Source organism: Thiothrix subterranea, from assembly GCF_016772315.1.
GTDB lineage: Bacteria > Pseudomonadota > Gammaproteobacteria > Thiotrichales > Thiotrichaceae > Thiothrix > Thiothrix subterranea.
This window is the reverse complement of sequence record NZ_CP053482.1, coordinates 2,182,982-2,196,279: the sequence shown is the minus strand read 5'-3', so window position 1 is coordinate 2,196,279 and position 13,298 is coordinate 2,182,982. Positions and strand designations below refer to the sequence as shown.

The 13,298-nt window shown below is 51.9% G+C and carries 15 protein-coding genes; 10 read left to right on the top strand and 5 right to left on the bottom strand.

Features of this window, described 5'->3' with window-relative positions; genetic code table 11:
* The first annotated feature begins 20 nt into the window (after positions 1-20).
* The 4 genes from HMY34_RS10805 to HMY34_RS10790 all read left to right on the top strand — a co-directional run bounded on the left by HMY34_RS10805 (position 21) and on the right by HMY34_RS10790 (position 2,397).
* The gene (locus HMY34_RS10805; RefSeq protein WP_202715504.1) at positions 21-905 is read left to right on the top strand and encodes an AAA family ATPase; all 885 of its coding nucleotides are present in this window, start codon (positions 21-23) and stop codon (positions 903-905) included.
* The gene (locus tag HMY34_RS10800) at positions 905-1,330 is read left to right on the top strand and encodes a PIN domain-containing protein (RefSeq protein ID WP_202715503.1); all 426 of its coding nucleotides are present in this window, start codon (positions 905-907) and stop codon (positions 1,328-1,330) included. Before HMY34_RS10805 ends, HMY34_RS10800 begins: the two co-directional genes overlap by 1 nt.
* A complete protein-coding gene (gene yidD, locus HMY34_RS10795; protein ID WP_202715502.1) occupies positions 1,327-1,581 on the top strand; it encodes a membrane protein insertion efficiency factor YidD in 255 nt (84 codons plus the stop codon). The genes HMY34_RS10800 and yidD overlap by 4 nt, the downstream gene beginning before the upstream one ends.
* Positions 1,582-1,683: 102 nt before the next feature.
* On the top strand, positions 1,684-2,397 hold the full coding sequence (locus tag HMY34_RS10790) for a hypothetical protein (RefSeq protein ID WP_202715501.1): 714 nt from the start codon (positions 1,684-1,686) through the stop codon (positions 2,395-2,397).
* Between the two features lie 2 nt (positions 2,398-2,399).
* Here HMY34_RS10790 and HMY34_RS10785 read toward each other — a convergent pair whose 3' ends face one another.
* The 3 genes from HMY34_RS10785 to HMY34_RS10775 form a co-directional block, all read right to left on the bottom strand.
* Positions 2,400-3,056 (bottom strand): thiopurine S-methyltransferase, encoded by a 657-nt coding sequence (locus HMY34_RS10785; RefSeq protein ID WP_202715500.1) that lies wholly within the window; start codon positions 3,054-3,056, stop codon positions 2,400-2,402.
* Positions 2,989-3,309, bottom strand: coding sequence for a helix-turn-helix domain-containing protein (locus HMY34_RS10780; RefSeq protein ID WP_202715499.1), 321 nt, complete (start codon positions 3,307-3,309; stop codon positions 2,989-2,991). The genes HMY34_RS10785 and HMY34_RS10780 overlap by 68 nt, the downstream gene beginning before the upstream one ends.
* A 112-nt stretch (positions 3,310-3,421) precedes the next feature.
* Positions 3,422-4,606, bottom strand: coding sequence for a ChaN family lipoprotein (locus tag HMY34_RS10775; protein WP_202715498.1), 1,185 nt, complete (start codon positions 4,604-4,606; stop codon positions 3,422-3,424).
* Between HMY34_RS10775 and HMY34_RS10770 the strand changes: the two genes are divergently transcribed.
* From HMY34_RS10770 to HMY34_RS10745, 6 genes are all read left to right on the top strand, one after another.
* A complete protein-coding gene (locus HMY34_RS10770; RefSeq protein WP_202715497.1) occupies positions 4,589-6,580 on the top strand; it encodes a M1 family metallopeptidase in 1,992 nt (663 codons plus the stop codon). The genes HMY34_RS10775 and HMY34_RS10770 overlap by 18 nt on opposite strands.
* A gap of 114 nt (positions 6,581-6,694) precedes the next feature.
* Positions 6,695-7,228, top strand: a complete 534-nt coding sequence (locus HMY34_RS10765) for a hypothetical protein (RefSeq protein ID WP_202715496.1) — start codon at positions 6,695-6,697, stop codon at positions 7,226-7,228.
* Positions 7,213-7,386, top strand: coding sequence for an SPOR domain-containing protein (locus tag HMY34_RS10760; protein ID WP_202719179.1), 174 nt, complete (start codon positions 7,213-7,215; stop codon positions 7,384-7,386). The genes HMY34_RS10765 and HMY34_RS10760 overlap by 16 nt, the downstream gene beginning before the upstream one ends.
* Positions 7,387-7,434: 48 nt before the next feature.
* Positions 7,435-8,151, top strand: a complete 717-nt coding sequence (locus HMY34_RS10755) for a Bax inhibitor-1/YccA family protein (RefSeq protein ID WP_202715495.1) — start codon at positions 7,435-7,437, stop codon at positions 8,149-8,151.
* Positions 8,152-8,241: 90 nt separating this feature from the next.
* On the top strand, positions 8,242-9,078 hold the full coding sequence (locus HMY34_RS10750) for a symmetrical bis(5'-nucleosyl)-tetraphosphatase (RefSeq protein ID WP_202715494.1): 837 nt from the start codon (positions 8,242-8,244) through the stop codon (positions 9,076-9,078).
* Complete coding sequence (locus HMY34_RS10745) at positions 9,071-9,559, top strand: hypothetical protein (RefSeq protein WP_202715493.1); 489 nt, start codon at positions 9,071-9,073, stop codon at positions 9,557-9,559. The genes HMY34_RS10750 and HMY34_RS10745 overlap by 8 nt, the downstream gene beginning before the upstream one ends.
* Here the strand turns inward: HMY34_RS10745 and HMY34_RS10740 are convergent.
* On the bottom strand, positions 9,551-10,048 hold the full coding sequence (locus HMY34_RS10740; RefSeq protein WP_202715492.1) for a chemotaxis protein CheW: 498 nt from the start codon (positions 10,046-10,048) through the stop codon (positions 9,551-9,553). The two genes, HMY34_RS10745 and HMY34_RS10740, sit on opposite strands and share 9 nt — an antisense overlap.
* Positions 10,045-13,269 carry a hybrid sensor histidine kinase/response regulator gene (locus tag HMY34_RS10735; RefSeq protein ID WP_202715491.1) on the bottom strand — a complete coding sequence of 1,075 codons (3,225 nt, stop codon included), beginning with the start codon at positions 13,267-13,269 and terminating at the stop codon, positions 10,045-10,047. The genes HMY34_RS10740 and HMY34_RS10735 overlap by 4 nt, the downstream gene beginning before the upstream one ends.
* Positions 13,270-13,298: the final 29 nt, after the last annotated feature.

The window sequence follows — 13,298 nt, the reverse complement described above, 5'->3', positions numbered from 1 at the left end:
CTACCGATGGAGCAACGACAATGCTGGATTTAACCCACTTACGACTAGACGACGTGCAAGGTGTTGGCACAATCGAGCTTGACCTCGACCCCAGCAAGCAAGCATACGTCTTCATCGGTGCAAATGGCGTTGGTAAAACTAAACTACTCGAAACAATTTTTGATTTCCTTATCTTGGATAGCAAAGATAATGCCTATACTTTAATTAATACAGAGAGTAGAGGTCAATTTAAAGATGGTAGCAAAAACAGTGATTTTTTACGTAAATGGATAAAAGAAAGTGTAGCACTCTCAAGCATATTTCAGCGTACAAAAAATAATCGACAACATTACTTAATGACAATCCTGCATTGCCTGCATGAAATTGATCCTCAATATGATAGCAACTTTCTTGAAATGGATGAAAAAGAGAATATTTTCATCCGAGTTAATAGCAAAGAAAAAGAACTATCCGAACTTAGTACTGGTTTTGTATCCATTTTCAAAATACTTACTGAAATGATTTCAGCTTATGGAAATATCTCGCAAGAAAAAGAGCTTCAAAAGACCAAAGGTATTGTCCTAATCGACGAAATCGAGAGCCACCTCCATTTGGAATGGCAGGTTAAGATCATTCCAACACTCAAAAAGTTGTTTCCCAACACCACATTTTTCATTGCTACGCATTCCCCGTTGGTATTGAGCCAACTTGAAGATGGCGAAGCCTATGAGCTACGGCGCGATGCCGATGACATCGTGCGTACCTACAAAATCAAAAATCCGGGTAACACCGCCATGATTGACTTGCTGAAGCAAGCTTTCCACATAGACTTAAATCGTTTAGCACTTGATCGCCCCGTTAGCAATGCACAAAAAGAAGCCAAGAAAAAGCTACTGAAATACTTGCGTGAAAGGAAAGCATCATAATGCGAAATGTATTACTGGATGCCAACCTATTGATTGGCGTGTTCGATACACACGATTCAAAAACCGAAGCTCACTTTGAACGTTTGCTAGAAGAGGAAGCTAATTTGGCAGTGACACCACTCATTCGTTACGAGGTCTTATGTGGAATAAAGTGGCACAAACAAGATGACTATCAATTTATTAATGAACAATTAGCAACATTCGGACTTTTTCAAATAACGTCCGAAGTTGCTGAATTGGCAGAAAATCTATTTCGCTTTTCACAGTACAAAAACATCAAAGTACCGGATAAGAAAAAATACAAATTTGATATTTTTCACTTCGCGGCTGCCAAATACTATGTCCTTGAAATCGAGACGTTCGATGGTGACTTTGAGCAGTTAGAGCGTTTATATGCGGATTATCAGCAGGAAGTTGCGGCATGAAACACCTCCTCATCGCCATCATCCGCTTCTACCAATTGTTCCTCAGCCCGCTGCTGGGGAACAGTTGCCGTTTCTACCCCACCTGTTCGCATTACGCCAAAGAAGCGATTGAAACCCACGGCGCACTCAAAGGCAGTTGGTTGGCGATTCGGCGTATCGGACGTTGCAACCCTTGGCACGAAGGCGGTCTTGACCCCGTTCCCGAAGCGTGTGAATGCGGCAAACCGCACCGCAAATCGTCTGATCAATAGCACGTTTATCTGCTCACTGTTTACATCCTGTCCGGCTACTTATACCCTTTGCCCAAGATTGCCTTGCGTAGGCACACAATAAAAAACACAGGACAAAACGCCATGTCAGAATCACAAGCCATTGAAATTCAGGAACTGTTCGATCTGGTCGTCACCGGACACCGTTCTGAAAAGTCAGTCGAAGCCTTGGTACGCGATGTGCTGGATTTGCTGGACGATCACAGCCCTTACCTCGAATTCAAATTATCCGATGCGCTGCTGTTCAACAACGGCATGGTATCAATTCGTGAAAACATCACCGAAGCCGACGCACAAGCGCTCAGCGAACAACTCAAAACGCTGGCGATTCACTGCGCCATTCGCCCCACCCTGCAACTCGTCCCCAAAGACGACGAAATCAGCCAGCCCACCGCCGCGTTGTATAAGTGCCCTGCCTGCAAACACACCCAAGTGCAAACCAAGGAAATCAATGAAAAATGTGAAGCCTGTGGCGTAATTGGCGATCACTTTCTACGCTCTCAACGCATGAAGGAAGCCGTCGAGATGGAACGCCAAAAATACGACAACGAATTGGCGAAAAGCATTAAAGAAGCGCACCAACGCGCCCAACAAGAAGAATCCGACGCCCTTTACCGCGAAGCTCGGCGTCAATTAGGCACAGACGAGGCCAGCAACAGTGACCCCAAACTGAAAATCGCCGCTGTGATTGCTGCCATCGGTATCGGCATTGCCGCGCTGTATATGTTCAATAAGCCCGCAACTGAAACCCCCGACCCGTCAGCGATTGCTGCCACAGAAGCAGCGGCTGCTAAATAAGCTTAACGCGGGGTCAATACGTACACCTTTTCATCCAGCCGGGTCAGCCCGCGCTGGCGGAAACCGGGTTCATCCGCTAACACATCCAGCGCCTGCAAACGCTCCACCGCGTAGCGCTCTTCATAAAAATCGCGCACTTCCGCCTCGTGCACCGAAAACGGCGGCCCTTTCATTTCGCGCTGATCGTATTCCATGGTAATCAACAGTATCTGCACCGCAGGCGGTAAAATATTCGTCAAATGTTGCGCATAGCGGGTACGCATCTCCGGCGGCAACGCAATCAGCGAAGCGCGGTCAAACACACCGGCACAATCCGCCACATCCGCCGCACTCAGGTCGAAGAAATCGCCCTGCAAAATCACCAGCCCGTCACATTCCCAGCGCTCAAATGCGCCCTGTTGCGTGACGATCGGCTCTAAACCGTTTTCAGCAAAAAAATCATGCACCGCAATCGGGCTGATTTCCACGCCCGTTACCAACAAGTTTTGCGAACGCAACCACAGCATATCGCGGCTTTTGCCACACAATGGTACGAAAATGCGGCTATCGGCGGGTACGCGCATTTGCCCCCAGAATGCCTGTAAGTGGCTATTAATTTCCGCTTGATGAAACCCGATTTGCTGGTGTTCCCAACGTTCGTGCCAAAAATCCGCCTGCATCGTTGCTTGCTCCGTTAAGTGGTGTGGTTGTCTGCCCCTCACCCAAATACAAACACAATAAGTGCAAGGGGGGAGTTTCCAGCGCTTCTGCCAAGCGCATGATGGTGGACAGTTTGGCATCCGTCAGATCAGCGCTCAAGAGCCGATACCAGGTTTGCCGCGATATATCGGCGCGACGCGCCACTTCCGAGCGCGAAATACCCAACATTGCCACGCGCTGTTCCAAATAATCAGCCAAATCTCTGCTTGACATAAGAGCCCCTCCAGTTGTTTTTCGCTATAAACTTTAGAGGTGGGTCGCATTATCCGCAGCAAATGTTCATTTGAATTATAGCAAAAATAGATTTTTCTGATCATTTTAAGATTTACTGTAATACCACCGTGTATGCCAATAGGTCTGTTGAACCAGCACGTTCCACGGTCATTTTCACCGCATTGCCCACTTGGTGTTGCAATAACGCCAATTTCAGATCACTCATGTTTTTCAGCGCCACGCCTTCCAAGGTCGCGAGACGGTCGCCTTTTTGCAGCCCTGCTTTAGCCGCCGCACTGTTTTTATCCAAGGCGGAAATGCTCAACCCCTTACCCTGCGTATCCAACAATACACCCAATTTACCAGTCGGCGGTAAATCCACCGCTGCGGTAAGCAGGGTATAATCCACCGCCGGAGCCGCGTCTTGGCTGTCACTGCTGGCAACGGTCGCCACTTTACTGCCCGGTAATTGCCGCGCCAAATCCGCCGGAATGCCCACGCCATCACTGATATGCCCCACGCCTGCCAATACCACCAGTTGATGTTCGGGGTTAGCGTTCAAATACTTTGCCGCATTATACGCCATGGTTTCATCCCAAATCCGCTGCACCAGCATAAAGCGCTCGAATTGCTGCGGGTCTTGCGAGTGCGCCTCGAATACCTTACGCAAGCGTGCTTGGTAATCTGCATCCGCCGGGTGAATCGTCGGTGGCAATTGCGCCCGCTCGTCTTTGCTCAACGCTTCCAAACCGCCTTCTGACACTTTGCGGGTCAACTCAACTTGGGCATTCAACGCCAGCACCGGCAAGCCATTGGCTTTGGCGTATGCCAGAATCGGGCGTAATTGACGGTAATCGTAGCCCCAACGCTCGAAATATTCGCTGCGGCGCAAAAACTCCACCTCGGTCAGTTTGCCCGCCAAATAATCATTCAACACCGGCTGAAACGATTGCTGAAACCATTCCACCCCGATAGCAAGCTTCGGGTTACGCTGATGCAAGCCTTGCAATACCGCCAATTGATGCAGGTGATGATCATAACGATCGTGAATTTCACCCACAAACACCACACGGTTTTGTGCCAAGCTCGCCATTAAGGTAGAAAATGGCAACGCTTTACCTTGCATCACGCCGGTGGGCACATGTTCACCGATGTGCGCCAATGCCTCATCCAGCGTCGCGTGTTCCACCGTTGCCGCGATGCTGCTGATGGGTAATACGCCAATGACCACCACGCACGCTGCCAATAACGTGCGCCGCATCAAATCAGGAAATAGTGTATGTCGATTGTGAAACATGTTGTGATCCTATTGCTGTTATGGCTGCCAAGCGTGAGCGCTGCCGCCGCGTTGCCGGTGTTACACCACGATTTACGGGTAACGCCTGATATTAAAACAGGCGAATTGCAGGTGGAAGATACCCTGCGCATCCCCGCCGAATTGCGGCAAAACGGGCAATTTAGCTTCATGCTCAACCCACAATTTACGCTTAACGTCGACGGTTCGCCGCAGCCCACGCAAGCGGCTGGTATTTACAGTATTCCACTTAGCGCCGCGCAAGGGGAAATCACCCTCAAATACCGTGGTAAGCTGACCTCTACGCCGGATTGCGCATGGTTGACCGAAGCCTGCATTTTATTGAATGAACGCGGTATTTATTTGGACGCCAACAGCCAATGGTATCCGCAAACCGCTAACGCACAACACACCTTTAGCCTGCAAGTCAGCTTGCCGGACGGCTGGGTGAGCCTAAGCCAAGGCAAGCAAACCAGCGCTGGCTGGGCAGAAACCCAACCACAAGACAGCCTTTACCTGCTGGCGGGACGCTTCCACGTCTACCAACAAGCAGGCAAACACGCGAATGCGATGGTCTATTTGCAAGCACCGGATGAAGCCTTGGCAAAACGCTACCTGCAAGCCACCGAACAGTATTTAACCGAATATTCCGAACTTCTCGGTGATTACCCCTACGCCAAATTTGCCACGGTGGAAAGCTTTTGGGAAACCGGCTGGGGAATGCCGTCGTTCACGCTATTGGGGTCACGGGTGATCCGCTTGCCATTCATTTTGCACTCGTCGTTTCCGCACGAAATTTTGCACAACTGGTGGGGCAATAGCGTGTACGTGGATGCCAGCGAAGGCAATTGGTCGGAAGGTTTGACCGCTTACTTAGCCGATCAGCGCATCAAACAGCAGATGGGTGAAGGCGCGGAATACCGGCGCACCAGCTTGCAAAAATACGCCACCTTTGTCGGGCAGCAAGACGATTTTCCGCTGATGAATTTCCGCAGCCGTCACGATGAAGCCACCCAAGCCATTGGCTATGGCAAGTCGCTGATGCTGTTTCACATGTTACGCCAACAGGTCGGGGATCAGGCGTTTTTTGACGGGTTAAAGCGTTTTTACCAGCAATACCGCTTTCAAACCGCCACGTTCGGACAATTGTTGGATAGTTGGCAAACCGATAAAACATTCCGCCAAACTTGGCTCGCGGGTACGGGCGCACCCAGTTTGCGAATTGCTGAACACACTTTAACGCCAGCAGACAAGGGCTACCGCTTGCAACTCACGCTCAAGCAACAGGCGCAAGCGGACAAAGTTTACCCGCTGGCATTGCCGCTGCGGATTCGTTTTGCGGAGGGGCAAGCGGAACAGGTCGACACCTTGCAGATGACGCAAGCAAGCCAAACGTTCACGCTATCCTTGCCTGCCAAACCGCTGCAAATCGCGCTTGACCCGGAGTTTGATGTGTTTCGCTTGCCGGATGCGGCAGAAATGCCTGCATCAATTGGCGTGCTGAACGGCAAAAGTGACAAAACTTATGTGCTGTCACGCAAGACCGATGCGGCGATGCAGGTGGCGTGGGAAAGCTGGCTGGATACCCTGAAAGCGCGTGACCCGCAATTGCGGGTGCAATACGACGATGCACCCTTGCCGGATACCGGCACGGTCATTCTGCTGGGTGGGGATAATGCCGCGTTACAAGGCTTGCTGGAACGTGCCAAAGAACCGTTTCGCATGACCGAAGCGGCGTATACGCTGAATAGTGTCAATTACACCTGCGGCTTGCATACCTTGGCGTTGGGGCTGCGGGCGGGTGAACAGGCGATTGTGTTGTTGGATGCCTCCAGCCCCGACGGTTTGGATGCGATGTTGGCAAAATTGCCGCATTACGGCAAATACAGCTATTTGGTGTTCAGTAGCGTGACGGGCGAAAACGTGGCTAAAGGGCAGTGGGAGGTGACGGATTCGCCGTTGATCGTGGATTTTTAACCCGCTAATCATAAATCTAGGCAGATTGAAAGTGAAAAGTGTGACCTATAAGTGATTCATTCTTCAAGTTTTCGCTATAATCACCAGACACCCTAACTATCGAGACACCACACCATGACCAAAGATTTCAAAAAACAGGCAGCGTCTGGCAGTGCTTTTGGGCAATACGGTTTGGGCTGGATGGTCGGCGGCGTGGCTATCGGACTCATTATCGGCGCAGGCATGTACGCTCTTGCCAACAAAGGCAATGCGCCAGATACGAACGCCACCAACCCACCCGGCATCAGCAACACCACCAGCCTCGGTGATAGCGCCACTTCACCCGATTCCACCCTGATCGCCAGCAATACGCCGAATGCGGCGGATAATTTGCCAGAACCAGCCCCCGATGAAGCCCCCGGCTTCAGCTATCACGCGGTATTGCCGCAACTGGAAATAGACGTACCATTGGCGGTGCAGGTTGAACAAGCCGCTGTTCCGCCCAAACCCGCTGCGGACAAAAAACCCGCTCTGGCAGATACCCAAACAGCAGCCCCCCCAAACCAGAAACCAAGAAACCCACTCCGGCAGCCATTAGCGGCTCCAACGCTTTCCAGATTGGTTCTTACAAAACCCAAGACCAAGCCGCCGACATGCAAAGCCGTTTAAAGAAAAAAGGGCTGAGCAGCCGCATCGAAACCGCCAATATTCAGGGCGCAACTTGGTTTCGGGTGCGCGTAGGGCCTGCGACTTCCCCTGAAATGCTGCAACAATGGCAACAAACTTTATCTGGAATGGGAATTAGCCCCATGGCCATTCGTATGTAATGATTACTACCATTTCATTGACTTAACGAAAACAAGGGAGACACTAACATGGCATACTTGGATATGAATTCGGGTACACTGGTTGCCAATGCCAGTGAAACCGAGCGAGCGGGCTTCATTCGCCGCACTTACCTGCATCTAGGCGGCGCAATTGCAGCTTACGCGGCACTCACCACGTTACTGATCCAATCTGGCGTCGCGAAACCGCTGATGCAACTGATGCAAGGCAGTATGTGGAGCTGGGTGATTGTGATGGCGCTATTCATGGGCGCATCGTATTTCGCAGACAAATGGGCGCATTCAGCGATTTCCAAAGAAATGCAGTACGCCGGTTTGGGGATGTACGTTGCTGCCTTCTCACTGATTTCCACGCCGCTGATTTACGGCGCGTTGAATTTCGCCCCTAACCCCAATGTGCTGCCCAGTGCGGCGCTGCTGACTTTGATGCTGGCGGGCGGTATTACCTTCACTGCATTCACTACCCGTAAGAACTTTTCGTTTTTAGCGCCGTTTATTACCGTCGGTAGCTTTATCGCACTGGGTGTGATCTTAGCCAGTATGCTGTTTGGGTTTACCTTAGGGTTGGTGTTTTTTGGCATTATGATTGTGTTTGCGGGTGCGGTGATGTTGTATCAGACTTCGCAAATGATTCACGAATACCATACTGATCAGCATGTTGGCGCTTCATTGGGGTTATTTTCCAGTGTCGGTTTAATGTTCTGGTATATTGTACAATTCATGATGAGCTTGACAGGCAACGACTAAGCCTCACGCCTTCGGTGAATTTGAATGGGGCGTCCTGCGGGACGCCTTTTTATTGTGCGTAATAAACAGGTAAATTAAACAGGTAAACACATGGCGACTTACGCAATCGGTGATTTACAAGGGTGTTACAACCCACTCATGCGCCTTTTGGACAAACTGCGCTTTGACCCTCGGCAAGATACGCTGTGGTTTGCCGGGGATTTGGTGAATCGTGGCAAACAATCGCTGGAAACCTTACGCTTTGTGCGCTCCCTGCGGGATGCTGCCGTGTGTGTCTTGGGCAACCATGACATCAGTTTGCTGGCGGCACATTATGGGCTACGCAAAGCGCACAAAAGTCTGAAACTATTGCTGGATGCGCCCGATTACCCCGAACTGATTACTTGGTTAGCGCAACGCCCGCTATTGCACGTCGATGCCCAACTGGGGTACGCCATGAGTCATGCAGGCATTCCCCCGCAGTGGGATTTAGCCACCGCGCAAGCGTGCGCCCGTGAAGTCGAAGCCGAGCTTAGCAGCCCTCGCGCTGCCAAATGGTTAGCACAAGTTTACGGCGATCAACCGGATACCTGGAATCCGGCAGACAGTCAGCCAGACCGCCACCGTTACATCCTCAACGCCTTCACCCGAATGCGTTATTGCCGAGCGGATGGCAGCCTCGAATTTGAAGCGAAAGGCAATCCGTTTGAGGCGAATAAATCACCGATTGTAACAACGACGGAACTTATTCCGTGGTTTAACACTCCAACCAAACAATCGCTGGGTGTAACCGTGTTATTTGGACATTGGTCTACTTTGGGATACCATAATGGAAATGATGTCATTGCGCTGGACACGGGCTGTGTATGGGGCGGTCAACTCAGCGCTATTAGAATCGATATAAAAAACCAACAACCTACCTGCATTCGATGTGACGACTATGGCTGATGAAAAGAAAGACACTGAACCCAGCAGCTACGCTGGCACTGTAAAAGTAGCAATCCGTGGACGCGATTATTACGTGCATATTTCCGCGCCCATGCCAATGATGTCCTTGGAAGATTTGCAAAAAGGGCTGGAACGTAACCGCGCCATTATCAAAGCAAGCCAAGAAACCATGCGCGACATGTTCACGCGGGAAGCGTTTGAGTACGCCGCACCTTGGCTATTGAATTATGATGGCCCCACCCAAGACGCCATTCAAGCGCATATCAATATCAATATGTTAGTGCCACTGATCAACCTCAAAGGCGGCGCTGCCAACTACGAAAAGCCCGAAACCTTTCCGGTCAAACAACGTATCGAAATGATGCGCAACGTTGCTGAAAAAAGCGTATTCGTGGATAGAATGCTCAACCAAAACACCATGAACACCGCCATTACCATGACGTTTATGCTCGCGGTGATTTTAGGGCTGGTGCTACTCTAGCAGCGCGGCATCGGGCTGTTCCGCCGTCAGTTGCAATACTTCGGCGACGACCGCTTCAATCGTCGGCAAATCAGGGATGAAACACAGCAAATGTGAGGCGCGTACTTGGCGTGCCACATACGGGCAACGCTGCACATTGCCGCTGTGATCATCGCGCAAGGTATCCGGCAAAATATCCAAGGTGTTCAAGCCGCCCTGCACCCGCAATGCAATAAACGGCAAGGCGGGCAAAGCGGAGACCGTGTGCAAAATTAAGCACTTACCTTCATCCGACTCACCTGCCGCGTCTTGCATACACAGGGATTCCAGCGATACCACTGGGATTTGCCGGTTACGCCACTGTAACCAGCCTTCCAAACCCGGATGCTCCGATGGCGTTAGTTCGCCCCCCGTTACCAATTCTGCCATCAAATTGACTGGCAAGATCAAACTGCCGTGATGCAGGCGCACGATCAGGCTTTTGATCGCGGGTTGTAGTGCGGGGTTCATGCGGGTTGATCCTCCCATTCGTGAGTATTGTTGGCTTCATGCCCACTGGCTAATACCTCTTGCAAAGCATCCAGCAGCACGTCGTTTTGGTAAGGTTTGCCGAGGAAGCCCGTAGCGCCCAACGACCCGGCATGTTCGCGGTGTTTTTGCGCAGTACGCGAACTGATCATAATCACCGGCAACCGCGCCCATTGCGGGTCACGTCGCAGATGCCCCAGCAATTCAAAGCCATCCATGCGCGGCATTTCAATATCCAGCAACACCACATTCGGCTGGAATTCGGCAATGCGTTCCAGCGCCTCCATGCCGTCTTTCGCCGTCAACACCGTGTATTCACGGCTATTGAGGAATTTTTCCGTGACGCGACGTACCGTAATCGAATCATCCACCACCAACACCCGTGGCGGCCCGCTGGGTTCTGCCGGTGCAGGCATTTCTTCAACGGCAAGTACCGGCGGCAAAGCGGAAGCGGTTTCCGCCAAGCGTGCCAATTCTGCCATATCCGGCACCAGGTATACGCTGCCATCCGGTGCTACCGTCGCTGCCGAATACAAACGGCAACTTTTGAACAAGGTTCCCAAAGGTTGCAACACCACTTCGCGCCGCCCGCGAATGTGATCAATAATCCACGCCAAAGCGCGTCCCTGCCACTGAATAAACACCACCGGGAAACGCTCATCGGCCGCGAACACCGGCTCCACCCGTTGCCCACCCAAGACCTCCGCCAAATGATGCAAAGCGTAAGCTTCCCCCGCAAACATCAGTTTGTCAGCATCCGCTTGCAGCGCGGCGTGAAGCTGTTGCCCAGACAAACGCGCCAGCCCTTGCACTCCCGTAATCGGCAAGGCATACACTTGGGTTTGCACTTCAACCAACAACACCGGGTTCACCACCAACGTAAACGGCAAATGCATCGCAAACGTGGTGCCTTCACCGGGCGTCGAACTGATTTGCAAACTGCCGCCCAAGGCTTTGAGTTCGGAATGCACCACATCCATGCCGATGCCACGCCCTGAAATTTGGCTGATGGTTTCGGCGGTCGAAAAACCGGGGCGCAAAATCAGCCGATCCAATTCCGCTTCGGGTAATTCTAACCCTTTGCCGACCAAACCCATTTCAATGGCACGCTGCCGCAAACGCTCACGATTCAAACCCCGCCCGTCATCCCGGAAACGGATCACGATTTCATTGTCATCGCGGCTAATGGTCAAGGTAATGTTGCCGGTAGGCGCTTTGCCCGCCTGTTCGCGCTCTTCTGGGGTTTCCAAACCGTGCGAAATGGCGTTACGGATCAAATGCTCCAGCGGTGCTGTCATGTTTTGCAACAAATTACGGTCGAGTTCGCAGTCTTCGCCTTGCACTTCCAGCGCGACTTGCTTGCCCAATTCACTCGCCACTTGCCGGGTCAAACGGCGTAAGCGCGGCACTAACATGGTGACAGCCACCAAGCGCGTATCCAGCAAATCGCGCTGAAGTTTGCGAGTGGTGCGCATATCGGCTTGCAATAATTGCTCACCTTTGCGCACTTGAGCGGCTAAATCCGCTTCCAAATTCACTAGGTCGTTCAAGCTTTCTGCCAAAGAGCGCGAAATGCGTTGGACTTCGGCGTATTGATCCATTTCCAGCGGGTCAAAATCGGCAGCGTTAGCATTGGCGCTCGTTTTGCTGGCTTGCAAGCGTTTGCTGCGCCCATCGTGAATGCGGGCTTCGCTTTCCACTTCCAAAGTACGGATTTGCTGACGCAAACGTGCCACGGTGCGTACCAATTCATCCACGTCCATCCCCATGCTGCTGAGGTGTTCGGACATGTGTACTTGTTGCACATTGAGTTCCACCACACGGTCGATCAGGTTATCCACAAACAAAGCGGGCAAACGGATGGTTTCGTGCGGGTTACTGATATTGGCGCTGCTGGAGGGGGTCGCATCCGGGGCAGGTGTGGCGCGAGAAGTGCTATCCAGCACACTAATATCGGGCAAACTGTCCGCTTGTTCTTGCAACAAACGCTCCAGCAAACTACCGGATTCGGCCTGTGCGGTACGTTGCCGCACCCAAGCATCCGCTAGTGGCGCAGGCATTGGTGCAACAAGCGGCGCTACTGCTGCGAGATTTGGCGGTTCTGCCACAACTGGCGTTGCCGGTATCATGCTGATGGGCGGCGTATTGACGGGTGCATTCGGTTGATTCAAGGCTTCGGTCAAGGTGTGCAAGCGATCAACCGCCACTTGCAAATGCTCAATATCCGCATCCGACACCCGTCCAACCCCGTGCAAATGGCTTAACAAGGTTTCAGCGTCATGGCTGACATCGGCTAGTGAAGCCAATTGCGCCATGCGTGCGCCCCCTTTGAGGGTGTGAAATTCGCGTTCGAGTTCGCGGATAATGTCGCGCTCTTCCGGGGATTCGCGCAAATTTTCCAGATTACGGTCGAGCGCCTGAAGCTGTTCGGGGACTTCTTCCCAGAACAATTGCCAAATCATCCGCGATTCGGCATCGGCTTCCGCTGCATCATCGACTTCCGGTGCGGATTCTGGCGCTGGTTCCAGCGTCGTCACAAAATCAAATACAGGTTCGGAAGCAGGTGTAGGAACACTTTCCGGCTTACTATCCGTGACGAAATCAAACACAAACTCACCAGCGCTTTCCGGCTCAATATCACTAATGAAATCAAGTACTGATTCGGGTTCGGGCGCAGGAACGCTTTCCGGCTCAATATCACTAATGAAATCAAGCACAGGTTCAGGTAGCAGTTCAGGCAACGGCGCGGGTTTTACGATAGGTTCTGCGGCGGAAAAATCCCACGTTTCCAGTGGCGCGGCTTCCGGTGGGAGTAAGACCGTTTCGGCTTCAGCAATGATGCGTTCAACCCGTGCATCTTTTTGTGAGGCGTTCAGGAAAAAATCGAGTCGCGCCCGCAATTCCTGCACCGCTTTGCCAATTTGCACGGAAACGCGCTCATCGGCTTTCAATTGCCCGCTCATGACATGATTCAATAAATCTTCGTGAATCCACGCGAAATCACCCAGTGCAAATGCTCCCGCCATCCGCCCACTGCCTTTCAGGGTGTGAAAAGCACGGCGAATTTCCACCAAAGCTTCGCGATTGGTTCGCGCCTTGTCCCATTGCGGGTAAAGCGTTTCCAGATTCTCACTGATTTCGGTCACTTCTTCGCTGAAAATCTCGAAGATGTCTTCCCCCAACGCTTCCCGCAACGCTGACATGGCGGGGAGTGCGGGCGGCGGCGGTAACG

Coding starts and splice junctions, on each gene's coding strand:
- HMY34_RS10805 (WP_202715504.1), top strand. CDS start 21: ATGCTGGATTTAACCCACTTACGACTAGACGACGTGCAAGGTGTTGGC.
- HMY34_RS10800 (WP_202715503.1), top strand. CDS start 905: ATGCGAAATGTATTACTGGATGCCAACCTATTGATTGGCGTGTTCGAT.
- yidD (WP_202715502.1), top strand. CDS start 1,327: ATGAAACACCTCCTCATCGCCATCATCCGCTTCTACCAATTGTTCCTC.
- HMY34_RS10790 (WP_202715501.1), top strand. CDS start 1,684: ATGTCAGAATCACAAGCCATTGAAATTCAGGAACTGTTCGATCTGGTC.
- HMY34_RS10785 (WP_202715500.1), bottom strand. CDS start 3,056: ATGCAGGCGGATTTTTGGCACGAACGTTGGGAACACCAGCAAATCGGG.
- HMY34_RS10780 (WP_202715499.1), bottom strand. CDS start 3,309: ATGTCAAGCAGAGATTTGGCTGATTATTTGGAACAGCGCGTGGCAATG.
- HMY34_RS10770 (WP_202715497.1), top strand. CDS start 4,589: ATGTCGATTGTGAAACATGTTGTGATCCTATTGCTGTTATGGCTGCCA.
- HMY34_RS10775 (WP_202715498.1), bottom strand. CDS start 4,606: ATGTTTCACAATCGACATACACTATTTCCTGATTTGATGCGGCGCACG.
- HMY34_RS10765 (WP_202715496.1), top strand. CDS start 6,695: ATGACCAAAGATTTCAAAAAACAGGCAGCGTCTGGCAGTGCTTTTGGG.
- HMY34_RS10760 (WP_202719179.1), top strand. CDS start 7,213: ATGCAAAGCCGTTTAAAGAAAAAAGGGCTGAGCAGCCGCATCGAAACC.
- HMY34_RS10755 (WP_202715495.1), top strand. CDS start 7,435: ATGGCATACTTGGATATGAATTCGGGTACACTGGTTGCCAATGCCAGT.
- HMY34_RS10750 (WP_202715494.1), top strand. CDS start 8,242: ATGGCGACTTACGCAATCGGTGATTTACAAGGGTGTTACAACCCACTC.
- HMY34_RS10745 (WP_202715493.1), top strand. CDS start 9,071: ATGGCTGATGAAAAGAAAGACACTGAACCCAGCAGCTACGCTGGCACT.
- HMY34_RS10740 (WP_202715492.1), bottom strand. CDS start 10,048: ATGAACCCCGCACTACAACCCGCGATCAAAAGCCTGATCGTGCGCCTG.
- HMY34_RS10735 (WP_202715491.1), bottom strand. CDS start 13,269: ATGTCAGCGTTGCGGGAAGCGTTGGGGGAAGACATCTTCGAGATTTTC.